Origin of the sequence: Escherichia sp. WS1450 (assembly GCF_046487395.1) — a bacterium.
Classification (GTDB): domain Bacteria; phylum Pseudomonadota; class Gammaproteobacteria; order Enterobacterales; family Enterobacteriaceae; genus Escherichia; species Escherichia coli.
Window position 1 is genome coordinate 55,473 of sequence record NZ_JBJQJO010000014.1, and the last position, 21,849, is coordinate 77,321.

General features: G+C 50.3%; 20 protein-coding genes and 1 pseudogene. 5 read left to right on the plus strand and 16 right to left on the minus strand.

The window, feature by feature from the left end; genetic code table 11:
• Positions 1-76 precede the first annotated feature (76 nt).
• The gene (locus ACJHYR_RS16930) at positions 77-1,204 is read left to right on the plus strand and encodes an MFS transporter (RefSeq protein WP_000171079.1); all 1,128 of its coding nucleotides are present in this window, start codon (positions 77-79) and stop codon (positions 1,202-1,204) included.
• 180 nt (positions 1,205-1,384) lie between these two features.
• Here the strand turns inward: ACJHYR_RS16930 and paoD are convergent, their stop codons facing one another.
• From paoD to paoA, 4 genes are read right to left on the minus strand one after another with little or no spacing between them, the layout of a single operon-like run.
• Positions 1,385-2,341, minus strand: a complete 957-nt coding sequence (paoD, locus tag ACJHYR_RS16935; RefSeq protein WP_000122401.1) for a molybdenum cofactor insertion chaperone PaoD — start codon at positions 2,339-2,341, stop codon at positions 1,385-1,387.
• A gap of 9 nt (positions 2,342-2,350) precedes the next feature.
• Positions 2,351-4,549 (minus strand): aldehyde oxidoreductase molybdenum-binding subunit PaoC, encoded by a 2,199-nt coding sequence (gene paoC / locus ACJHYR_RS16940; protein ID WP_001586706.1) that lies wholly within the window; start codon positions 4,547-4,549, stop codon positions 2,351-2,353.
• On the minus strand, positions 4,546-5,502 hold the full coding sequence (gene paoB, locus ACJHYR_RS16945) for an aldehyde oxidoreductase FAD-binding subunit PaoB (RefSeq protein ID WP_000643330.1): 957 nt from the start codon (positions 5,500-5,502) through the stop codon (positions 4,546-4,548). The genes paoC and paoB overlap by 4 nt, the downstream gene beginning before the upstream one ends.
• Positions 5,499-6,188 (minus strand): aldehyde dehydrogenase iron-sulfur subunit PaoA, encoded by a 690-nt coding sequence (paoA, locus tag ACJHYR_RS16950; RefSeq protein ID WP_059327848.1) that lies wholly within the window; start codon positions 6,186-6,188, stop codon positions 5,499-5,501. The genes paoB and paoA overlap by 4 nt, the downstream gene beginning before the upstream one ends.
• A gap of 406 nt (positions 6,189-6,594) precedes the next feature.
• On the opposite strand from paoA, the gene ACJHYR_RS16955 reads away from it, so the two are divergent.
• On the plus strand, positions 6,595-7,209 hold the full coding sequence (locus ACJHYR_RS16955; protein ID WP_001019920.1) for a YagU family protein: 615 nt from the start codon (positions 6,595-6,597) through the stop codon (positions 7,207-7,209).
• A 248-nt stretch (positions 7,210-7,457) separates the two neighbouring features.
• On the opposite strand, the gene ACJHYR_RS16960 is transcribed toward ACJHYR_RS16955, so the two are convergent.
• The 7 genes from ACJHYR_RS16960 to ecpR form a co-directional block, all read right to left on the minus strand.
• On the minus strand, positions 7,458-7,787 hold the full coding sequence (locus tag ACJHYR_RS16960; protein ID WP_001303809.1) for a YkgJ family cysteine cluster protein: 330 nt from the start codon (positions 7,785-7,787) through the stop codon (positions 7,458-7,460).
• 313 nt (positions 7,788-8,100) lie between these two features.
• On the minus strand, positions 8,101-8,811 hold the full coding sequence (ecpE, locus tag ACJHYR_RS16965; protein WP_021564009.1) for a fimbrial chaperone EcpE: 711 nt from the start codon (positions 8,809-8,811) through the stop codon (positions 8,101-8,103).
• Positions 8,780-10,423: a fimbrial adhesin EcpD gene (gene ecpD / locus ACJHYR_RS16970; protein WP_001265646.1), complete on the minus strand. Its 1,644-nt coding sequence runs from the start codon at positions 10,421-10,423 to the stop codon at positions 8,780-8,782. Before ecpD ends, ecpE begins: the two co-directional genes overlap by 32 nt.
• Positions 10,413-12,938, minus strand: coding sequence for a fimbrial usher EcpC (gene ecpC, locus ACJHYR_RS16975; RefSeq protein WP_072837336.1), 2,526 nt, complete (start codon positions 12,936-12,938; stop codon positions 10,413-10,415). Before ecpC ends, ecpD begins: the two co-directional genes overlap by 11 nt.
• Positions 12,939-12,963: 25 nt before the next feature.
• Positions 12,964-13,632 carry a fimbrial chaperone EcpB gene (gene ecpB, locus ACJHYR_RS16980; protein ID WP_000716404.1) on the minus strand — a complete coding sequence of 223 codons (669 nt, stop codon included), beginning with the start codon at positions 13,630-13,632 and terminating at the stop codon, positions 12,964-12,966.
• Positions 13,633-13,689: 57 nt separating this feature from the next.
• Positions 13,690-14,277 carry a common pilus major fimbrillin subunit EcpA gene (gene ecpA, locus ACJHYR_RS16985; RefSeq protein WP_000730980.1) on the minus strand — a complete coding sequence of 196 codons (588 nt, stop codon included), beginning with the start codon at positions 14,275-14,277 and terminating at the stop codon, positions 13,690-13,692.
• A gap of 74 nt (positions 14,278-14,351) precedes the next feature.
• Positions 14,352-14,894, minus strand: a complete 543-nt coding sequence (gene ecpR, locus ACJHYR_RS16990; RefSeq protein ID WP_001305433.1) for an ECP biosynthesis operon DNA-binding transcriptional regulator EcpR — start codon at positions 14,892-14,894, stop codon at positions 14,352-14,354.
• Positions 14,895-15,718: 824 nt separating this feature from the next.
• Here ecpR and ykgL point away from each other — a divergent pair.
• Positions 15,719-15,944: pseudogene (gene ykgL, locus ACJHYR_RS16995) on the plus strand (protein YkgL).
• 34 nt (positions 15,945-15,978) lie between these two features.
• On the opposite strand, the gene ykgO reads toward ykgL, so the two are convergent.
• The 5 genes from ykgO to ACJHYR_RS17020 form a co-directional block, all read right to left on the minus strand.
• Positions 15,979-16,119 carry a type B 50S ribosomal protein L36 gene (gene ykgO / locus ACJHYR_RS17000; RefSeq protein ID WP_000866436.1) on the minus strand — a complete coding sequence of 47 codons (141 nt, stop codon included), beginning with the start codon at positions 16,117-16,119 and terminating at the stop codon, positions 15,979-15,981.
• Positions 16,119-16,382: a type B 50S ribosomal protein L31 gene (locus ACJHYR_RS17005; RefSeq protein WP_000803998.1), complete on the minus strand. Its 264-nt coding sequence runs from the start codon at positions 16,380-16,382 to the stop codon at positions 16,119-16,121. Before ACJHYR_RS17005 ends, ykgO begins: the two co-directional genes overlap by 1 nt.
• Positions 16,383-16,746: 364 nt before the next feature.
• Positions 16,747-16,848, minus strand: a complete 102-nt coding sequence (gene ykgR / locus ACJHYR_RS17010; RefSeq protein WP_000662257.1) for a small membrane protein YkgR — start codon at positions 16,846-16,848, stop codon at positions 16,747-16,749.
• Between the two features lie 473 nt (positions 16,849-17,321).
• Positions 17,322-18,464 (minus strand): NADH-dependent flavin oxidoreductase, encoded by a 1,143-nt coding sequence (locus ACJHYR_RS17015; protein WP_001586711.1) that lies wholly within the window; start codon positions 18,462-18,464, stop codon positions 17,322-17,324.
• 244 nt (positions 18,465-18,708) lie between these two features.
• Positions 18,709-19,629, minus strand: coding sequence for an alpha/beta hydrolase (locus ACJHYR_RS17020; protein WP_000860029.1), 921 nt, complete (start codon positions 19,627-19,629; stop codon positions 18,709-18,711).
• 156 nt (positions 19,630-19,785) lie between these two features.
• On the opposite strand from ACJHYR_RS17020, the gene ACJHYR_RS17025 reads away from it, so the two are divergent.
• The gene (locus ACJHYR_RS17025; RefSeq protein WP_001305437.1) at positions 19,786-20,712 is read left to right on the plus strand and encodes a LysR family transcriptional regulator; all 927 of its coding nucleotides are present in this window, start codon (positions 19,786-19,788) and stop codon (positions 20,710-20,712) included.
• A 224-nt stretch (positions 20,713-20,936) separates the two neighbouring features.
• On the plus strand, positions 20,937-21,830 hold the full coding sequence (locus tag ACJHYR_RS17030) for a LysR family transcriptional regulator (RefSeq protein WP_000910713.1): 894 nt from the start codon (positions 20,937-20,939) through the stop codon (positions 21,828-21,830).
• Positions 21,831-21,849: the final 19 nt, after the last annotated feature.

Sequence of the window (21,849 nt, forward strand, 5' to 3'; positions counted from 1 at the left end):
AAATTTCACTATGTCGACACTAAGCCAAACACTATCACCTCATCATCAGCGCGCATACTGGGGCGGTATTTTTGCCATGACCCTGTGCGTGTTTGTGCTGATTGCTTCTGAATTTATGCCCGTCAGCCTGCTCACGCCGATTACCCGCGATTTAGGCGTGACGGAGGGGCTTGCAGGGCAGGGGATTGCTATCTCCGGCGCGCAGGCGGTTCTGACCAGCCTGACGCTTTCAACGCTAGCTGGAAAGATGAATCGTAAGTTCCTGCTGCTGGGGATGACGGTTCTGATGGCCGTATCGGGGCTTATTATTGCGCTGGCTTCCAGTTATCTGATGTATATGGTCGGTCGTGCGATGATTGGTGTGGCTATTGGCGGATTCTGGTCGATGTCAGCGGCAACGGCGATTCGTCTGGTGCCGCAGCATCAGGTCACGCGTGCGCTGGCAATTTTCAACGCCGGTAATGCGCTGGCGACGGTCGTGGCCGCACCGCTGGGAAGCTATCTGGGGGCTACGGTCGGATGGCGAGGCGCTTTCTTGTGCCTGGTGCCCATCGCGGTTGTCGCCTTTATCTGGCAGTGCATCAGCCTGCCAAGCATGGATGCGAATAAAAGCCACACTTCATGTGGCGCGGTATTCCGCTTATTTAGCCGCCGCATGGTTGTGGTCGGCATGATAGCTTGTGGCCTGTTTTTCATGGGGCAGTTTGCGCTATTCACCTATGTGCGCCCGTTTCTGGAGTCGGTGACACGGGTTAATTCCTTAGGCTTGTCGTCGATTTTGCTGATTATCGGCGTGGCCGGTTTTATTGGCACGCTGGTTGTTTCGGCATTTCTCAACAGAAAATTCTACCCCACGCTGATGGCCATACCCGGACTGATGGCCGTCATTGCCATCGGTCTGATGCTTACCGGGCATCACGTCTGGACGGTCTCGCTGCTGTTAGGACTCTGGGGCATGCTGGCCACCGCCGCGCCAACCGGATGGTGGACATGGATTGCGCGTACGTTGCCTGACAACGCCGAAGCTGGAGGCGGGCTCATGGTCGCGGTGATTCAGCTCGCCATCGCCCTTGGATCAACGGCAGGAGGCATTGTGTTTGACCGCCTTGGCTGGCAGAGCACGTTTGCTATGAGTAGCGTGCTGCTCCTTTGCGCTGGCGTACTGACCTTTGTTACCGCACGCCAGAAGGCCGGTGCGCTTTAGTCCGGCGAGGGCGCGCGTTGCTGAATAAGTTACACAAGGCGATGAGCGCCCACTATGGGTTGGGCGCTCTTTTAAACGATTTAGGTGATTTTCTAAAACGGCTACTGCAGATTTTTTCTCTTAATTTATGGGTATTTCCCCCGGAGGCGAGAAAGCGCTCTCCACGCCCGGCCGCAAGGATCAGGACGACGGGGGCAGGCATGAATCCTCATCCTGATGGAGACGTACAGAGGCGACTTCTGCCAGCACGGAGAGTGCCAGAGTATGCGCATCCCGGGCTTTGGGGAATATCCCGACGGGTGCCCGGATTTGCGCTGTCTCCTCCCTGGACCATCCCAGCTCGTGGAGCTTTTGCAGACGTAAAGTGTGGGTTCGATAGCTGCCCAATGCGCCGAGATAAAAGGGTTTTGCTTCTCGCGCGGCCTGCAACACTGGCAGCTCCCGGTTGAGATCATGGCACAGCAAAATGACCGCCGTATCGGTATCGATCTGAGCGCTGGCTGAGGCCGGAAAAAGATCGAAGATATGGCTGTCATAGCCTGTGGCTGCTGCAAGACTCGCGGTTGCCTGCGCCTCAAGAGAACGTCCGTAAATCATCAGACTGACGCATGGCCTGAACCCCACCTCAAAGCCATTGAGATTCCAGCCCGTCCGGGTTTGCGTGGGCAGGCACACCAGCGATTGAGCTTGCGGATCGTAGCGCAGACCCGCCGGTTTTCTCTGTTCCAGGCGGTTCAGCACGGCGAGCAGAGGCTGTGCCGAGCGTAGTTTATGGAGCGTCAGCGTGATCCCACCGCCGCAGGGCAGAACGATGTCAAACCACGGCGAACCTTCGCCATAGCAAATTTCGCGATCGCGGCCTGAGCCCATCACCTCCAGCGCTTCAAAAGCGGCAGCGGCCTCCACGCAGCCGCCAGAGACAAAACCGCAGTAACGGCCATCTTCGCGCACCACCATCTGCGCCCCGAGCGGGCGCGCCGCGCCGCCGCGTATCTCCACCAGCGTCACCAGCACCGCTCCTTTACCGGACATTAGCGCCTCTACGGCGAAGCGCAGAATGGTCCGGTGGTCATCGGTGAGAAACGCCTGCTCTGGCTTATGCCAGTGCTCGTCTTTGTCAAAAAGCGAGTATGACATTGTTCCTCCTTAAACCACATCCGGCAGTTTATCGAGCAGCTTATCCAGAGTGATGGGATAATCCCGTACCCGAATACCGGTGGCGTTATACACCGCGTTGGCGATAGCCGCGCTCACGCCGCACAGGCCCAGCTCACCGACACCTTTGGCCTTCATCGGGGAGGAGATGGGGTCGGTATCATCCAGGAAAATCACCTCCTGTTTTGGGATATCCGCATGAACCGGCACCTCATACCCCGCCATATCGTGATTAACGAAGTAGCCCAAACGGTCATCCACCGCCAGCTCCTCCATCAGTGCCGCGCCCATGCCCATAGTCATTGCGCCAATGACCTGGCTGCGTGCGGTTTTCGGATTCAGGATGCGTACTGCAGCACACACAGCGAGCATACGCCGGACCCGAACTTCTCCCGTCGCGCTATGCACGCCGACCTCCACAAAATGCCCGGCAAAGGTCGATTGCTGGTACTCCTTGCTCAGTGTTCCGAATTCAATGCTCTCTTCCGCTGTCAGCCTGCCGCCTGCGGTGGCCTCATGTAGCGTGGCGCTTCGGGTACCGTTGGTAATCTTGCCGTCGGCAAACTGCGACTGCCCAGGATCAAACCCGACTGCCGAGGCAATCATTTCGCGAAGCTTCACACAGGCGGCGTAAACGCCGGAGGTGGAGGTATTCGCGCCCCATTGTCCACCAGAACCCGCAGAAACCGGGAAACTGGAATCGCCGAGGAGAACCGCAACCTGCTCCAGCGGTACGCCAAGCATTTCCGCTGCCGTCTGGGCCAGAATGGTGTAGCTGCCAGTGCCAATATCGGTCATGTCCGTTTCCACGGTAACGGTGCCGTTTTGTTCTAGGTGAACCCGCGCACCCGATTTTTCCAGCAGATTATTGCGAAAGCCCGCCGCAACACCGTGGCCGACTAGCCACTCCCCGTCGCGTACCTGTCCGGGTGTGGCGTTGCGCTGCTTCCAGCCAAATTTATCCGCTCCGGTGCGCAAGCACTCGATAAGCTGACGGCGAGAGAAGCGGCGCGTCGGGTCGGCGGGGTCAACCTGAGTGTCATTCAGGATGCGAAACTCGACGGGATCGATGCCCGCTTTTTCCGCCAGTTCGTCGATCGCGATTTCGAGCGCCATCAGACCGGGGGCTTCGCCGGGCGCACGCATGGCGTTCCCTTCCGGCAAATTAAGCGTGGCGAGCCGCAGGCCTGTATGACGGTTTGCCCCTGCGTAGAGTAATTCGCTTTGCTGTACCGCCGTTTCCGGCGTGCCACCGGGCAGGTTTCCGGACCAGCTTTCATGTGAGATAGCGGTGATTTTCCCGCTCTGGTCAGTACCGATACGCAAGTGCTGAAGGGTGGCGGGGCGGTGCGTGGTGTTATTGGGAATAGTGGGGCGGGGGAGCATCACTTTAACCGGACGTTTCACCGCACGGGCGGCGAGGGCCGCCAGCAGCGCATCGCTTCTCAGGAACAGCTTGCCGCCAAACCCTCCGCCGATATACGGGGAGATAATACGCACATTCTCCACGGGCACTTTCAGCGTTTTTGCCAGATCGGTGCGGCACCAGTCAATCATCTGATTTGAGGTCCAGAGGGTAAGCTTATTCCCATCCCAGACGGCCATCGAGGCATGCGGCTCCATCGCCATATGGCTCTGGTCCGGGGTCGTGTAGGTAGCATCAATCTTCACCGCAGCGGAGGTGAAAGCCCCGTCAAAGTCACCAACATTTTTATCGGGCGTGTCTTCCGGCGGCTGACTGACGGCCTGTTTCTCGTCCGCCAGGGAGTAAGCTCCTTTATTACGGCGATAGTGCGCCTGCACCAGCGAGGCCGCCGCTCGCGCCTGTTCGAAGGTCTCGGCCACTACCAGCGCAATGGCCTGATGATAGTGCTCAATAGTCGGGCCGCCTAACAGCCTGGCGGTGTTTTTGTCGCCTTTGCCGAGTGCCCCGGCGTTACTGGCGGTAATGACAGCCAGTACGCCCGGCGCTTTTTGCGCGGCGTCCGTATCGAGGGCGGTGAGGCATCCTTTGGCAATGGCGGAACCGACGATATAACCATAGGCGGCGTTGGGAGCTTCTTCATACCATTCGTAGGCGTAGCGTGCCGTGCCGGTAGTTTTCAGCGGTCCGTCGATGCGGTCATGGGGACGACCGACAACCTTCAGCTGATCGATCGGGTTTTCCCCTGCGGGTTTATCAAATTTCATGCCAGTGCCCTCGCTTCAGCCAGTACGGAGGCAAGCGTTCGCTTCGCCAACAGGAGTTTAAAGGTATTTTCAGCGGTGGGATGGGCGCTGGCGAACAGCGCGTCATACACGGCCTGCGCCCCCTGGGATAGCTGAGCATCCGCAGCCTCAATGCGCCAGGGCTTATGTGCTACTCCGCCCAGCGCGACGCGCCCGCTGCCGTCAGGCTTAATAATCGCCGCGACCGATACAAGGGCAAAGGCGTAGGAGGCGCGATCGCGCACCTTGCGGTAGATATGTTTTCCGCCGAGCGGCGGAGGTAACGTCACCGCAACGATAAGCTCACCGGGAAGCAGGGCGGTTTCAATGTGCGGCGTTTTTCCCGGAGGGTGATAAAAATCAGCCAGTGTGATACTGCGAGTCTTTCCCTCCGGCGTGATGGTTTCCACCACCGCATCCAGCAACCGCATTGCGACCGCCATATCGCTCGGATGGGTGGCAATGCAGGCTTCGCTTACGCCTACCACCGCGTGCTGACGGCTAAAGCCTTCAAGTGCCGCGCAGCCGCTCCCGGGCAGGCGCTTATTGCAGGGCTGATTGGTGTCGTAAAAATAGGGGCAGCGCGTGCGCTGGAGCAGATTACCTGCGGTGGTTGCCTGATTACGTAACTGACCAGACGCGCCAGCGAGCAGGGCGCGGGAGAGTACCGCGTAATCACGACGCACGCGCTCGTGAGCTGCCAGGTCAGTGTTCCGTACCAGTGCGCCGATGCGCAGCCCACCCGCGTCGGTCACTTCAATCTTATCGAGCCCGAGCCCGTTCACATCGATAAGGTGGGTTGGCGTTTCAATTTCCAGCTTCATCAGGTCCAGCAGATTGGTCCCGCCAGCGATAAATTTTGCGCCGGGTACGCGCTGAGCGCTAAGTGCCGCCTCGGCCGGGGTGTTCACTCGTTCATAGGTAAACGCCTTCATGATTTTATCTCCCCCGCAGCATCTTCAATGGCGGCAAGGATGTTAGCGTATGCACCACAGCGACAGATGTTGCCGCTCATACGTTCACGGATCTCATCGGCAGTTCTTTCTGGAGGGGAAACCAAATCGACCGTGACGTGACTGGGAATGCCGTCCTGAATCTCTTTTAGCACCGCTACTGATGAGCAAATTTGCCCGGAGGTGCAGTAGCCGCACTGGAAGCCATCATGCTTGATAAAGGCCGCCTGCATGGGGTGAAGATTCTCTGGTGAACCCAGGCCTTCAATGGTGGTGATCTCGGCCCCCTGATGCATGACTGCAAGCGTCAGGCAGGCATTAAGCCTGCGACCATTGACCAGCACGGTACAGGCTCCGCACTGCCCGTGATCGCAACCTTTCTTGGTACCGATCAGATGCAGATTTTCACGCAAAGCGTCCAGTAGCGTGGTTCGGGTATCAACGTCCAACTGCTCGGTTTTGCCGTTCACCTTAAGTGTCAGGGGCATTATCTCTGGCGCGGGTGTAGCTGCCGGAACGCTTGCTGCAAGCGTAGAATGAGGATAAACCACGGCGGTCGCCGCCGTTGCGGCGCTGACTTTAATCAGATCGCGACGGGTCAAACTAAAATCGTGCGGCTCGTGCTTCTCAACCCGATTATCTTCGGGGTATTCGCCTTGGTTGCTCATACCAGGCCTCCGGTATTCTAAAGGGGAAAATAAGAGAGCGTTGCGAGAGTGCTGATGCTTTTTTAAACGTTAAGCATAGTCGGTGAGAGCAGGAGGATTATTCTTAAAACGCGAATGCAGCTATGAGCCCGGCTAATTAATTCATATTCGCCGATGACGGGAGCTCGTTTATTGCTTTAGTTGTGCGATGCAAAAACCGATAAGGAAACCTGTGATTGTCAGCTCAGCATCACCCTGCAAATCGTTGTCACTTCTAATATAACAATAGGGAGAAATGATGGTGCTTATATTAATTGGCGATTAGGAAACTATTTTGTTATACAAAACAATACAGTTCTTTACATTTGTCTTGTTTTATGAATACTCCTGAAGAGGTGTATAACATAATGGTACAAGCAGGGTAGATATGAATATATTTGAACAAACTCCACCGAACCGCAGACGTTATGGTCTTGCTGCATTCATTGGGCTGATTGCTGGCGTTGTTTCCGCATTTGTGAAGTGGGGGGCTGAAGTTCCATTGCCGCCACGTAGCCCGGTGGATATGTTTAATGCAGCGTGTGGCCCGGAATCATTAATCAGGGCTGCTGGGCAAATTGATTGCTCCCGTAATTTTCTCAATCCTCCGTATATTTTTCTTCGAGACTGGCTAGGGCTGACAGATCCCAATGCGGCTGTTTATACCTTTGCCGGGCATGTCTTTAACTGGGTTGGCGTTACGCACATTATCTTTTCGATAGTGTTTGCTGTCGGTTATTGTGTGGTTGCTGAAGTATTTCCAAAAATTAAACTCTGGCAGGGCTTACTGGCAGGTGCTTTAGCCCAACTTTTTGTTCATATGATTTCATTCCCTCTCATGGGACTGACGCCACCTCTGTTTGATCTCCCGTGGTATGAGAATGTTTCTGAAATTTTTGGACATTTAGTCTGGTTCTGGTCCATTGAAATTATTCGCAGAGATTTACGAAACAGAATTACTCATGAGCCAGACCCTGAGATCCCTTTAGGCTCAAACAGATAATGCATTGAATAATAAAAATGGCGCAAATGCAGCGCCATTTTTATAGGTTAAAAACATTGCTTTTTACTTTCTGAAGCAGATAGCCAGTGAGTACATCGCGCTACTTCAGGATGCTGTAGATCCGGAGAACACTATAGAGGAAGATGCATTGTTGCTGGCAGATGGAAGAAGTTTCGGGTTTTGTTATCCCTGAAAAACGAAGCCCCGCGGTTATAGCTGGCGGGGCAGTGCAATTAATTATTGCATATTTATAACGGTGTCAGCCCGTATTTAGCTCTTGCACGATTGCAAGCCTCATTGACGACTCCGTTCTCACCAGACATGGCGAATTCTCTGCACGTGGACGATCGATTTTTATATATCGTGCAGCAGGCATTTTTGCCCGGTGTTCCTGCAAGGGCAATACATCGGGGGTTTTTCTGATTGGTACCGCTCATGCATCGGTGAAAAGGGGATATTTGTTCAGTGAGCCTGGCGGGAATGGTACCGCCAGCATCGTCGGCTTCGGCCCAGTAAAAAGAGACGCGGAAAAATGCACAACAGGCACCACACGTCATGCATGGATTCAGATTGCTCATAATTCACCAGTACAGCTATAAATCGTAAAGAGAACAGCGGTACATCGTATGTAAGAACGTACCGCGGTTGGCTGGGGAACTTTCGATAGTGTGAGTATTGAATGATTTCCAGCCGTTACCGATTTTACGTACTAATTCGTGAATAAACCACTCGTTAGCAGGCTGCCTGGTACCTTTCCGTGTCTCCTGAACACTATGGTGTACATATGAGAAAGCCCATCGTTACAGGTGACATTGACGATCGCTTCCACATCATTTAATCGATTATTTGAGTCTCTGAGGTGGAATTCTTCCCTCGTCCGATGGATAAGTCTTAGTCCGCCGAAGGGGGCTTAGCAGGACAGGAATCGCTAATCTTAATGAATTTGTCGTTATAGACCAGATAATGATTCCCCGGCTGACGTAACTCAGGCTGATGAACCACGTCTCCCGGACGTAGATACCAGGCGTCGCCTTCCTCTTCGGTCGAATCACATCCTGGTTTAATCAGTAGCTTAAACCACGTGTTGCCGGTGTTACTTACCGTTCCTTTCACCTGGTCGAAGGACCATCTAAACTGAACCTGACGAGGTCGTACTACCAGAATGGTATCCATCACCACCACCGGCTCCGTGCTGACCTCGCCGCCGGTCGGGCTACGTCTTGTCTGGTTGCGAGTGGGGACCTCGCGAAATGAGACCCGGTAGTAGCGCTCGCGGTTATCCCGTGGACCATGATAGTAAAATTTAAAATACTCGCTCTCACCAGCCTGCAACGCCAGCTGGCGGGGGGCGAAAAGCAGTTCACCATCCACCGGTCGGGTGCGCAATTCACTGCTGCCCGGGCTATCGATAGCACTGATGGCAATACGGTATATCCGTGCGCTTTTGTTGTTATTCACTACACGTTTGCTGACAAAGTCAGTCTCGGACGGCAGCGAAAATGTCAGATTGCCGACCGAAATCGCCTGTGTCAAAGGTGCCGCTAGCATACAGACCGCTGTCAGCAGGGCCTTAGTTAATGTTACGCCACGTCGCCTGAACATGAATTTCTCCTGAAGCGCTGACTTCGCCAAACCAGCCGTTATCATCTACCGTACGCAGCGAAATGGCGTTATCCATTGGAATCGAAAATTTGACTGTGGTCTTATCCATCTGCCCCACTTCGCCAGAGATATCAGTCCACGGTGTGGTCAACCACAGCGCATCGGTCATATCCCGCCAGCTATCATCGCACCCGGCATCGTAGGTTTTTGTAGCTCCGTTGCGGGTAATAAAGGAAAGCGTCGCCGGGAACGGTACTTTCGCCTTACCGTCATCGGAGCTGAAGACACAATAGGAGCGCCCGCCAATCACCTGCGCGGGTCCGGTCACCTTGATCAGCACTTCGTCGGCAGCTGTTTTACCGCTGGTGGTTACGATATAGCCGAAATCGAGTGCCGACTCGCCGCTGCCGACATATCCCTCCCGCGATGGTGTCTGAGTATATTCATCGGAGATAATACTGATGCTGAAATCACGGGGTTTGATAATCAGCGTGTTGGAGGTAGAAAATTCATACCAGCCAGACTCCGGTGATGTGGTGTTCTGAAAGCGAAAGTTGAATAGATCTTTGGTGTTGATATCGCTGATCCCGAGGTTCACCATCTGCTTAAAGAAGTTGCTCGAGAAGAAAACATAGATCGAGTCTGCGCTCTTCATCTCGTTGAAGGTGTAGTAATAGGCGGTATTGCTCACCGGTTTCCATGAACTGCCATTCAGACTGAACTGCATATCGTACGCCCCGACGGCCGAGGCTAACGACGAGTTGGCGATCGCCGGGAATATATGGATTGAGGTGTTGCTGAGTCCGTTTGTTTGCAGGGTATAGTTAACCATCTTACAACTTAATCCTGAACGGCTGCCGATGGTTTGCGTCCGGCAGTCGGCGTTCCCTTCGCCCAGAGTCGGTACTCCGTCGCTGTTGATAAATACTTCCGCCAGCGAGTGGGTATTTATCAACCGCAGATTTGCTGCTTTCGTATGGGTGACGTTGCGAACATACCAGTTGCCGGAGGCCTGATCCTTACAGCGTGCGCCGCTGCTGGCGTCATAGTTCACAGAGGTCTGGCAGGCATTGATGGTCATTGTAAAGCTGCTGCCGACGGGCATTTGTTGCAGATACTGGTAAAACGCGTCTGACAACATGCCGTGCATCCACTTCGCGCCGCCGCTGGTCACCGTCGCGCCATAAAATCCACTGGCGTCGGTGGTTTGCGGCAGGATAAGACTGGTGGTCATATTACACCCTGCGTACCAGTTGATGCAGCGCAAGCCAGTTAAAGGAGATGAAACTGGTGAATTTTCCAGCCACATATCAAACTTCCAGTTGGTATAAAGGCCGGTGTTGTAACCGTTATCAATGTAGCCGAGACTTTGCTGATAGATGGTTCCTGAACCATTGTATTTTAAACCGGTCCAGCGGTTGGCACCGGTCAGGCGCGGATCCAGCGCCCCGCCAGGCGTGACGAAAAAGTTGTCGTCTGAGTTGTTTTCGACAAACACAAACTCGCGTGCCGGAGCATCCGCCCAGGTTGTTTTGCTCACTGCCGCTCTGAGCGCGGTTGCAGGCCAGATTAGCGCAAAGATTATCATCGCTATCAGTAGGTTAACTCTCATTCTCTTCTCCTGTCTGCGTCACCGCCGCCCACGATGAGAGGCCGCTGCAGACCACATCACCGACCCAGACGGCACCGCGCGCCTGGTTGAGTTCCAGCGCCACTTCGCAGGTTTTATTGCCACTGTAGCGAAAATCGATAGTGGGGTATTTCTTATCCACGTCCATGACAAACTCGCCGTTTTCATCGGTTCGAGTTCGGCCGATATTGTTGTTAATCCGTGCGTTAGCCAGCAGTGTGCCGTCTTCCGCACGGATACGACCGGAGACGGTAACCATCTGCTTCACTTCTGGCTCAATGACAGCGACATTGCCTGGATAGAGAGTCAGATGACTTTTGCGGCCGCTGACGATATCGTAGCTGTCGAGTGAGTTTTTGCTGTTCTGTAACTCCACCTCATATCTCCCATAGGGAGAGAGCGGGAGATAGTTACGCTTGCCGTTAAGCGGGAAAATCCGCCCGTTGATTTTGGCGCTGATCTGACCATCGTTCTCCAGGCCAGTGTCGAATATCACCCCAGCGTTGCCATCGGTCCGCCCGCTGGCAGCGATGTTTTTACCCTGCCAGCCGATGCTGCCGTTGGCGGTCAAATTGGTATTGATGTAGCCGTCCGCCGCGCTATTGACGTTCAGCGTTCCGCTGGCGTAACGAGCGTCGAACTGTGCATACGCCCCACCGCTGAGGGTTTTGTCATCACCGGTATCGCCGGAGATGGCTCGTGACAGATTGGCACCAACAGTGCGAATGGTTCCTTCATCAAACTGTTTGCGTGCTGACAGGTTTGCCATGGTGTAGCCGTTTTGATGGGTCATCCCTGCGCTAAACCAGTTGCCCAGTGGTAGCGAGAGATCGAGAGCGATATATTTCCCTGTATTGGCGCTGCTGTCGCCGTTGTTATAGCGCTGAATACCGGCCCGCAGGCCAAGCGAACCAAAGGTACCGCTGTAGACACTTTGATAGTAATCTGCCGTGTAATAATGGCTGTTGTAGCGGCGGTCATCATTGTAGCTGATGCTGAACGTACCCAGCTTCGACCACAGTGAGTTCAGGTTGAGTGTGCCGCCGATTGCACGGTTGTCGGCATCGCTACGTCGCAATTGATTGCCAATGCGGGTTTTTTCCTGATTAACCCACAGCGAACTAAAGCCTCCCGGTAGAGTGGCGCTGATGCTGGCGATGTTGCTCCATGAGCTGTCACTGGCCAGCATATTTTGCAGGTTAACGTTGATCGCCCCCCCAAGCGGCAGCGTCAGACGGGTTTCGCCCACCGCCTGATTATCGTATCCATATCCCGTTGCCGCCCAGCTAAGCGTACTCAGTGAGCCGGAGGTCGAGGCACCTGCCAGCCAACTCTCTTTAGCTGGTCGCGTCTTTTTCCCGTTTTCCGACCAGCGATCCATATGAAAGCTACCGCCCCATATCTGCCACGCCAGTGGTGCACCGACGCCGCGCCCCCGGCTAAACAGCTTATTGACCCGTTGAGTGCGTTTGCTGATCACGCGACCGTTAACGATTACCTCAACTTCCACATCGTAAATACCGTACGGTAGACCCCGGGTATCCACTTCATGATTGCCCATGGTGAAGTTCTGAACGCTTAGTAGCCGCCCATCACGGGTGAGATGTACTTCGCCCGCCGCCGGTAAAAAGGCGATCACTGGCGTGGCTGACTGGCTGCTGTCGAAGATGGTGGAGCTGGCCTGGTTTCCCCAGGAAAGGCCGTAAATCTTCCCTGCTGAAATGGCGGTCATCGGCCCTAAGGACTGCAAGTTCCAGGTATCGAGCATTCCACCGGCAAATCGGTGACCGGCAAAATCGCGTTCATACATCGCTTTATATAATTCACTGTCCTGTTGACCGCTACCGATCCCGTACAGCGAGCCGTCGAGCACCACGTGATGTTCGCGCAGTGCAGTAACGTTATTCAGCGACAGATAGCTGGATGTGTTGCTCCCGCCGTTACGCAACTGGTTGTTATAGACGCCGAAGTTATAGCTCAGATTACTGCTGAGGGTGTTAACACTGGACTGCCCGATGTCTTCGCTACGTGAGCGTAGTACGGTGCCCAGCGCTTCGCGCTTGACCACTAGCTGCAGCAGCAGTTGGCGCAAGCTGAGATCCAGCTGCGCGTTGTCAGTCAGGGGGATGGTAAGGGCCTCATTGAACGGGGCGTTCGCCAGAGCCATCAGCTGCTGTCGAGTTTGTTCGCTGACACTGGCGTTATCTTCACTCTCTTCCAGCTGTATTTTCCGGATGCGTAGCTGTCCATCATCCAGCCAGATAAAAGCGCTGCCGATTCGCTGATCGTCCTGGCGCCCCTGGCTACCGGCGAGATGAATATAAAGTGGGACGCTCATGCCGTCCTGAAGCGCCTGACTGAAGGCCTGCGGAATAATCACCCCACCTATTTGCTGCGCACTTATGTCAGCAGCGCTGGCATCGGGCTGAACGAACAAAAAGACCATGCCGAAGGCAAACTGGGCTTTCAGTCCTGGGGAGAACCGTCGTAAAGGCATTGTCATTATCCATCTGCACAGCTATCTATTTCACGGGAATGAACTTATCACCCTGCCAAAGTGCAACCCGTCCTTTGTTATCCGCCGTGTCCACGCGGGTAAAACGACGCGACTTGCCCGGCATCAGGTAGTAATTCTCTTTACACTCCTTACCATTGGCGGCTTTCAGGCAGGGGCCGTAGGCGAGGATCCGCAGCGTCGCATTTCCTGTATTTGTCAGGGAGCCGTTGGCGTACTGAAAGTGGTAGTTCGCCTGGCGGGGGGCGACGACCAGAATGGTGCCGATGCGGGCGGAAGCAGTGGCCACAGCGCTACGGTTGGCATTATCGCGCTGCGCATCACTGAGGGCCTGATCAAACCAGACAATGCGGTAGTAGCGCTCTTTTTCATCTGCTGGTCCCTTATAGAAGAAGCGGATCACTTCGCTGGCTTGGGCGGGTAGCAGCAAGCTGGCGGGAGTGAGTAGCAACTCATCCGGCTTGTCCATTGCGATAACCTGCCCGTCGTCAAGCGGTGAAGAGAGCCGTTCGAGACGGATATTGATGAGGCGGCCACTGTCGGTACTGTTTTGGATCGTTTTGCTCAGCGTGCTGCTGTCACTGTTCATAAACGATGATATATCGCCGACATCCAGCGCCTGGGCCGGAGATATTCCGGAAAACAGCAGAGCGAGAGGCAGAAGGTGCTTTTTCATAACAATTCCGTCCAGGAATAAAGCAGGGGGGCTACCCCTGCTGGTACATCAGAGAGATTAACTGGTCCAGGTCGCGTCGAACTGTACGCTAACGTCGCCGCTCCAGATGCCTTCCGGTAGAGTGCTGTAATCGGTTACTGCGGTGGTACCATTGGTGGTGCCGCTGATGATGGAGAAAGTGAAACCATCCTGTGCGGTGGTACGATTGCTGGCATTGTAACCGTTAGCCAGTGGGCTAAGGTTGCCGCCCAGTACGCCGTTGGCGGTATCGATCATCACGGTATCGCCAGTTTTTTCGACTGCCGCGCCGTTATAATCCACGCCCACATTCAGTGTGGAACCTGAGGTATCCAACTGGGTTAAGGTGTTGGTGATAAGACGTGAGGTCAGTTTAAAGGCGGTAGCCGTTGAGTCACCCTCGATAGCCACGTCAAATAGACCTTTCTGTGAGTTAAAACCTTTAATGCCTTCGGCATACTGGAACGCCAGGCTACCGAGTGGCGTCACAACCAGCTTACTGGTGGTGTCTTTTTTGGCTGTTGCTGACCAGGTCGCTACAGCCTGAGCTGTTACGTCAGCAGCCTGCGCCACACCTGAACCGGTAAACACCGTTACCAGAGCTATTGCCAGAACCTTTTTTTTCATTGCTTTTCTTCCCGAGTTGAATTGAGGACGTGATGTCCCTGTGAGTCATTTTTTAAAACTAACTTGCCTGGAGTTTACGGAACCAACTTATATATTTTTGAGTACAGCTTGGCCTCAGCATTACGCCGATGGGTATACACTGTCTTCACACTACAATTTTCAATTCTGGCAATCGATTTAGGCAGCATTCCCTGAGCCGTCATGCGGATAATTTCCATTTCCCGGTCAGTGATTTTATCTTTCTTAATATCTTTTCTCAGGAACCTGCCATTAATCACATAGGCCAGTTCTTTTCTAATATCACGACTCAGTCCAGCGTATACCACGCCCCTAATATTGCTGTTGTAATACCAATAATTTGCTAAGGCTTCTGACTTTCTGGCCGCAATCAATACGACCTGTTTCCCCTTTACCGCGGATAACCACTCATTATCACGGTTTATAAACTCAGTTAAAGAATCCGTATTGAGATTGATAAACACGAAATCTTTTCTGATTTTCTCCAGCGATAGATAAATTAATCTGTCGATATCCACAATCAGTTCAGATAGTCCTTTATAGAAGTAGGCGTCATGGGGAGACCAGATGTATTTATCAGAACGGTTTTGACATTCCATATGGTTTTTAACCTCATAGTCCCTGCTGTAATCATTTTGCCATGTCACTACTTTCCAAACCTGTAATTTTTACAGGTACATTCAGTTTCTTTAGTAAATCGGAAGTAAATAAGATACGTAGCACATATCAATATAGGTTAAACGAGATTAAGTTTTAATTATTTTCGATTGGGCTTAAATTTATGTTTTTTTCCTGATGAGTGTCAATATGTGAACAGAAAAGGAATTCCATGGTTAAGTCAATATTTACAAAAAATGAAAATATTGCTTTTTTGATAAGAAGAAAAAGACATTCAGTTTCATAAGGTTATTGGCAATATAACGTTCAATTCTTACTTGCATTTTATATTAGCCAGGAACTTTGCCCTGAGGTGTTAGGAATAGTCTTAATGTGTTGTGTAATGGACTAGTAAAAAAACAAGTTTAAATGATAAGAAATAGAATATAAAACTATAATGAGTCATAATTAAAGATGATTTGCCAATCAGTAAAGTGTTTTAATGGATTAACATGCCGCACAAAATGGTTATGGGTGTTCATTCCAATAAGTGATGAAAAATTAAACAGGTGTAAGTACGTCATCTGTCCGGTAAGCCCCCTAAGAGCCAAATTAAGTGAAGTTAAACGAAGACTGCCAGTTGTCACAGGAACGATGGCCTCTTTGCCAGGGCACTGCATTCAGTCATCTGTGCGCGTTACTCTAACTGGCACTCGAACGTCGGCGATGGGGTTACCGGTGGATCAGGCCGTTCCTGTGGCGTAAACGTTTTTATGTCAGTACCAACAGATTTACCACATTTATCATCTTAACCGTTTGAGTGTAAATGCAGGCTGCGTCGCAAAGGGAGGAAACTGAGTGGCGTGTTCAGTCTAAAAGAGAGTTGATGCCAGCATACAGGGCGCACCTGGTCAACAAGTCAACATTAATATAATGGAATATTCGGAGAGAAACGTCAGGCAGTTGACCTTAAATGAACAGGAAGATACATCCCCAGGAAAATTAATGCTGGTGTAATAAATACACCAACATTAATCCGGTCTGATTATTAATCAGACAAATATCGTTAATTCGTCGAATTTTGAATCAACGTTTTTTCTTACGACCCTGAACGGCCTTAAAACGTGGATTAGATTTACAAATCACATATAGCCGTCCTTTTCGCTTCACAATCTGACAGTCTGGATGGCGTTCTTTTGCGGTACGCAGAGAGTTAAGGACTTTCATCATGCCCCCTTTTTCGTGCTAACAAAACGACCAAAACGTTGGGTGAATCGTGCAACATTTCCTTCTGATGCCACTGTTCTCAGCTTCCCTGTATAGAACGGGTGCGATTTAGAAGAGACATCAATTGTCACGTACGGATACGTTACGCCATCCAGCTCAATCTCACGGTCTGTTTTGATAGTCGAGCCGATTTTAAAGTACTCATCAACACTGGTGTCATGGAACACCACAGTACGATACTCAGGATGGATATTGGGTTTCATCATTTTTACCTGTTATGTTATAACATAACCGTAAAGATACATGCTCATCCGGATCATTTCAACACCCAATCCCTGTGACCATTTGTGGTATGTGGAATTTCCTCAACGGGGAAGTCTGGCATTGTTAACAGCCATTGGCTGACGCTCCCATAAACGCCTGGATGAGTGATTGATGATGGTTTCGCTGAGAGTATGGATTTTTCGAGAATGGAGGTTATCTCCACTTTACTGGCCGATGATTTATCGCAGTATGATTGATTACCTGACAGCGTGTATTCCTCTCCCACGGATATAATAATTACTTACAAAAAGGGAGAGGATGCATATTTTAAATATCACTGAAGTGAACAGTTTATTGCCGTTATTAATAGAAATGGAAAAATAAATAGGCGTATTCTACAATTGCGACAAAAACAACGATATTAATCAGTTTATGACTGATTTGTTGTACTTTATTCTCTTTCATTGGTACTTCCTCGCTTTAAAAAAGAGTGCACTTCGTAAGTGCCCTTATATAAATAACGAGTTTGGTCAACCAATTTTTTGACATGTATCACAAATTTGAATAGATGTATTACATCAACTATCTTTTATTGCCCCAACGTCATTGATATATGTCGCCTGAAGTCAGTTCCGGGAATGAGTCTGATCTCAAGACAGGCCCAGTCCTGGCGTTGATTAGCGCTGAGGAGCATATCGCATCTCATCATAATGTCGTATCTCCTGGGGTGTTATACAAGATATCGTTGTTGGTGACCTGGGAGAGGAATTGAGTTCTATTAAACCGTCAACTATGCCGGATACATACTGGATTACACAGCAGGCACGCCTTATGAGAGAACGTGCCGCAGTGACGGGTTAATTATCTGAAAGAATTTGCGAGGCTGTATCGGTTACTCATTGGTTTGATAGTTTTACTCTCGGGAGAGTAATAGATATTTAATCCATTAACGGAAACCAGCCAGTTCCTTTCGATGCCTGAATTTGATCCCATAGTTTATCCGGAATGGTTAATTCAGGAACAAGTTGTGGATTAAGGGTTGTTTGAATTTCATGGCTTCTACCTGATTCAGCTAAAGTCACCCATTCTGGATTTATCACCAGCCCTTTACCGATCGCAACAAGTGGCAGGCCAGTGGAAATTGCTTCTTGAGCCTGAGACGGTGTGCGTATTTTACCTGCGGCGATTACCGGCACTCTGCCTGCAATATGATTTAAAATCAATTCAATAGTTCGGGGGCCATTTGGCGACTCAACAGGGTAGCTATCGTTAATACTGACCAGCGAGGTATGTATATACGAAATACCGGATGAAATGAGCCGATCAAGGAGTTTATAAGTATCCTCTATCCGCAGCCCCCCTGTTGCAGATTCTTCAGGAGATATTCTGTAACCGATGGCAAAGGGCTTTGTCGCATATTCATAGACTACATTTTTTACTTCCTGTAATACGGCCAGCGGGAAGCGCATACGTCCTTCGAGATCTCCTCCCCATCGGTCATTACGCTGGTTAAATAGAGGGGAGAAGAAATTCTGTAGAAGGAATCCGTGCGCACCATGAAGTTCAATGCCATCAAAACCTGCTTTAATCGCCCTTTTTGTGACATCTCCGAATGCTCTAATGGTTTCCTGAATTTCGTTTTCAGTCATTTCCCTGCTTTTTACCACTCTCTTCATAAAGTCACCAGATTTTACGCTTGATGCGCTGGCACTAATAACATCGTTATTTGGTACAAGCTCCGGGATGGCTTTATTACCGGCGTGGAAAATCTGCAAAATAGCCGGAGCACCGCCACTTTTGGCTGCCGCTGCTAACTTTTCAAGGCTGTTAATGAAACGGTCGTCATACGCGGCAAATTCATGAGTAAACCCAATGCCGCTTGGCGTGACATAGGTACATCCTGTTATTACTAAACCAACATTTTGTGAGCGACGTTTATAAAATTCGAGTTCTTGCTCAGAGATGGTTCCATCAGGATTCGCTGACCAGGTCGTCATAGGAGCCATAACGATACGATTACGTAGCTTTATTTTTTCTGTCAGCATAAAAGGAGAAAACAATGATGGGTGTTTATTTGTCATAACAATACCTCAAATGTTTATCTGATTTTGATGCGTATGTTTTAACTGGTTAGTTGTTGCCAGCTTTGGAACCAAGGTTTATGGCTTTATTTATAATTCCTTCAAAGGGTTTCTAATAATCTTAATAATTGAGTTGCTGCTTTTTTGTTTCTTTAATGAAATTTCTTTTTGAGTAATTTTATTATTGTTGTGTAGTCAATAAAGGATAAATGTCAGGGAGATAAGGAATCTCCCTGTAAGATTATTACAAATGTGTTTTATAAAAAGGAATTAATTTATCGAGTGCCTGTTTCACAGGTTCTGGCTTATCATACAGGTCGTAATGTGAATAACCTTCAACCACGACCAGCTCTTTATGTTTTGAGGCAGCGCGGCCAATAATTTCGCAGCCGTCACGGTAGGCACCAAATGCGCCCACTCTATCGCCCACCACAACCATTATTGGTTGAGTTAACAGGACTTCTGCAAGATGAAATGCATCCCAACCCACGGCAACAGTCTGATGTGAGAATAGCGAACGATTTACCCCATTAGGTGCACAGCCTCGTGGCGAACGATAATATTCTGTGGCTTCAAAAAGGTCTATTTCTGTTAATCCCGCTTCAAGAGCTGCATCCGGAGAAGAGGGGAGTAAATCATCTACGCGAAGTTTTGCGCCGTTAGCTTCGTCTGTTCTTTGTTGCGCCATTGCTTCGAGTGCTCCGATAGGATTAAACGCTGTAAATCCCTCACGCATAAGACGCCCGTAGTTTGCACCCGTGACAGTACCAATAGCTTTAATTCGACGTTCTGTCATTGCGGCATTAATGGCATATCCACCTCCACCACAAATACCCAGTACACCAATACGCCCGGCATCAACGTAAGGTAAGGTGGTAAGGTAATCAACGACAATGCTGAAGTCTTTTACTCGCATTGTTGGATCTTCCAGATAACGCGGTTCTCCACCGCTGCTTCCCTGAAAACTGGCATCAAAAGCAATGACGATAAAGCCAGCTTTTGCCAGGGCGGCACCATACACACTACCCGATGTTTGTTCTTTGCAGCTTCCAATTGGATGGGCGCTGATAATGGCAGGATACTTTTTTTCACTATTAAAATCGTCAGGGAAATAGATATCAGCAGCTATATCCCAGTAAGTATGTTTTATCGAAACAGTTTTCATTTCAAGCTCCGGGGAATTGCCTAAACAGATTTAAATATCATTTCTATTATCCGCAACTGGCATTCGTGTTCATGTCGAGAACGGCGTAATAGTATGACTTGTATTGGTTATCATCAATGGTCTAATATCTATCACAGTGTTAAGTTAAGGTTTACAATGATGAAAATAGAGCCTTCAATTTTGCCTTCTCTTGCCTGGTTTGCGCTGATTGTTCGTGCCGGCAGTTTTTCCAGAGCCGCTTCTGAAATGGGTATTACGCGGGCCGCATTGTCCCAGAATTTAAAATCTCTTGAGGAACGTCTTAACACCAAGCTGATATACCGTACGACCCGCAATATGTCGCTTACTGAGGAAGGACAGCGTCTGTATGAAGTGCTGGTGTCGGCTTTGGGGCAAATTGATGATGCTTTGAAAGATGTTGGTGATACCCAACTTGAACCTACAGGCCTGTTGAGAATAAATTCCTCCCGTGTTGCAGCACGGATGCTTGTTGAGCCTCATATTGGCGAGTTTCTTACTCGTTACCCCAAAACAAAGATAGAACTCATTATGGATGACGGTTTATCTAACATTATTGCGGACGGCTGTGATGTGGGCATACGTCTTGAGCAAGGACTGGATGAGCATATGACTGCCATTCCTGTTTCTCCGCTTATTAAACTGGTTACTGTGGCATCGCCAGATTATTTAAAAGAGCACGGTATTCCTGAAACGCCTCAGGAACTGAGTAACCATAATTGCCTTCGGTTGCGGCATAAAAGTAGTGGTGCACTCTCTGCATGGGAGTTTTCTAATGTTGCGGGGGGTAATGAAGAGTTCGAAATAGAGGTTTCAGGTAAGTATATTTCTAATGATGACGAAAGCATGATACGAATGGCGCTGAATGGAACGGGTATCATTCAACATCTGGATTTTGCAATCGCTGAACATATCAATGCGGGCAAGTTACAGCCGATTCTTGAGGATTGGGCTGTTTCATTTCCTGGATTTTATATTTATGTTTCATCACGGGTGAGAATGCCCTCTAAAGTTCGTGCTTTTATTGATTTTATGGTGGAGAAAAGAGTAAAACTCGAAAATTGATGATATGTGTAATTGATGGTTGCTCTGGGCGAATATCGGTAAGAGGAATAACGTAATCATTAGGACGCGTTTACATAATAAACTTTCTGATAATTAATACTTATTTTCTATACGGCCATAATATCAATTATCATTATCACCGGTAATGTGGTTAAAATAATAGCATCTATGCTCCCCCCTTCATGAGTGTCTGTGAAGAGGATGCTTCTACAAGGAAATCGCCAATGCTCAAAGAAAACTTCAACGAACTGCAAATCTTTCTTGTGGTGGCAAGAGAGCGAAGTTTTACCAAAGCAGCGGGCAAACTCGGCGTCTCTCAGTCTGCACTTAGCCATGCAATGAAGGCTCTGGAGGAAAGGCTCAACATCCGCCTCCTGACACGGACTACCCGCAGTGTGGCTCCCACAGAAGCGGGGGAGAGAATCATTGCCTGCCTTGAACCGCGTATTGACGAGCTTGAACAGGAACTGGAGTCACTTATTCAACTGAACGGCACGCCCTCCGGGAATATTCGTTTATCTGCCGGGGAACATGCCGCGCGAAGTCTGGTTTGGCCGAAGCTAAAACCTTTTCTCAGAGAGTATCCCGAAATCAATGTCGAACTGGTGGTGGATAACGGTTTTGTCGATATTGTTGAAGGCCGTTTTGATGCCGGGATACGACTGGGTGAAAATGTTGATAAAGATATGGTTGCAGTCAGGATTGGACCAGATATGCGGATGGCTGTGGTGGGAGCTCCGGCGTATTTTGCTGCAAACCCTGCGCCTGAAACGCCTCACGAGCTACAAAATCATCGCTGCATCAACATGCGTTTGCCAACTGCCGGTGGGCTTTACCACTGGGAGTTCGAGCGAGAAGGGAAACCTCTTCGCGTTAAGGTTGATGGGCAGCTGACGTGTAGTCCATTGCCAGAAAGAATTGATGCCGCGTTATCAGGGTTTGGGATCGCTTGTGTCCCTGAAGACATGGTTCAGGAGTATATAAAGTCAGGCAAGCTTATTCAGGTGTTACAGGAGTGGTGTCCAACTTTTCCCGGATATTATCTTTACTACCCCAGCCGCAAGCAGCATCCGCCAGCTTTTGCGCTGTTGATCGATGCGCTTCGCTACACCGAATAACGGGTCCTTTATCCTGGAC

What these genes read in the sequence shown, in the direction of transcription:
- ACJHYR_RS16930 (WP_000171079.1), top strand. Translation starts at nt 77, where the DNA reads ATGACCCTGTGCGTGTTTGTGCTGATTGCTTCTGAATTTATGCCCGTC.
- paoD (WP_000122401.1), bottom strand. Translation starts at nt 2,341, where the DNA reads ATGTCATACTCGCTTTTTGACAAAGACGAGCACTGGCATAAGCCAGAG.
- paoC (WP_001586706.1), bottom strand. Translation starts at nt 4,549, where the DNA reads ATGAAATTTGATAAACCCGCAGGGGAAAACCCGATCGATCAGCTGAAG.
- paoB (WP_000643330.1), bottom strand. Translation starts at nt 5,502, where the DNA reads ATGAAGGCGTTTACCTATGAACGAGTGAACACCCCGGCCGAGGCGGCA.
- paoA (WP_059327848.1), bottom strand. Translation starts at nt 6,188, where the DNA reads ATGAGCAACCAAGGCGAATACCCCGAAGATAATCGGGTTGAGAAGCAC.
- ACJHYR_RS16955 (WP_001019920.1), top strand. Translation starts at nt 6,595, where the DNA reads ATGAATATATTTGAACAAACTCCACCGAACCGCAGACGTTATGGTCTT.
- ACJHYR_RS16960 (WP_001303809.1), bottom strand. Translation starts at nt 7,787, where the DNA reads ATGAGCAATCTGAATCCATGCATGACGTGTGGTGCCTGTTGTGCATTT.
- ecpE (WP_021564009.1), bottom strand. Translation starts at nt 8,811, where the DNA reads ATGTTCAGGCGACGTGGCGTAACATTAACTAAGGCCCTGCTGACAGCG.
- ecpD (WP_001265646.1), bottom strand. Translation starts at nt 10,423, where the DNA reads ATGAGAGTTAACCTACTGATAGCGATGATAATCTTTGCGCTAATCTGG.
- ecpC (WP_072837336.1), bottom strand. Translation starts at nt 12,938, where the DNA reads ATGCCTTTACGACGGTTCTCCCCAGGACTGAAAGCCCAGTTTGCCTTC.
- ecpB (WP_000716404.1), bottom strand. Translation starts at nt 13,632, where the DNA reads ATGAAAAAGCACCTTCTGCCTCTCGCTCTGCTGTTTTCCGGAATATCT.
- ecpA (WP_000730980.1), bottom strand. Translation starts at nt 14,277, where the DNA reads ATGAAAAAAAAGGTTCTGGCAATAGCTCTGGTAACGGTGTTTACCGGT.
- ecpR (WP_001305433.1), bottom strand. Translation starts at nt 14,894, where the DNA reads ATGGAATGTCAAAACCGTTCTGATAAATACATCTGGTCTCCCCATGAC.
- ykgO (WP_000866436.1), bottom strand. Translation starts at nt 16,119, where the DNA reads ATGAAAGTCCTTAACTCTCTGCGTACCGCAAAAGAACGCCATCCAGAC.
- ACJHYR_RS17005 (WP_000803998.1), bottom strand. Translation starts at nt 16,382, where the DNA reads ATGAAACCCAATATCCATCCTGAGTATCGTACTGTGGTGTTCCATGAC.
- ykgR (WP_000662257.1), bottom strand. Translation starts at nt 16,848, where the DNA reads ATGAAAGAGAATAAAGTACAACAAATCAGTCATAAACTGATTAATATC.
- ACJHYR_RS17015 (WP_001586711.1), bottom strand. Translation starts at nt 18,464, where the DNA reads ATGACAAATAAACACCCATCATTGTTTTCTCCTTTTATGCTGACAGAA.
- ACJHYR_RS17020 (WP_000860029.1), bottom strand. Translation starts at nt 19,629, where the DNA reads ATGAAAACTGTTTCGATAAAACATACTTACTGGGATATAGCTGCTGAT.
- ACJHYR_RS17025 (WP_001305437.1), top strand. Translation starts at nt 19,786, where the DNA reads ATGATGAAAATAGAGCCTTCAATTTTGCCTTCTCTTGCCTGGTTTGCG.
- ACJHYR_RS17030 (WP_000910713.1), top strand. Translation starts at nt 20,937, where the DNA reads ATGCTCAAAGAAAACTTCAACGAACTGCAAATCTTTCTTGTGGTGGCA.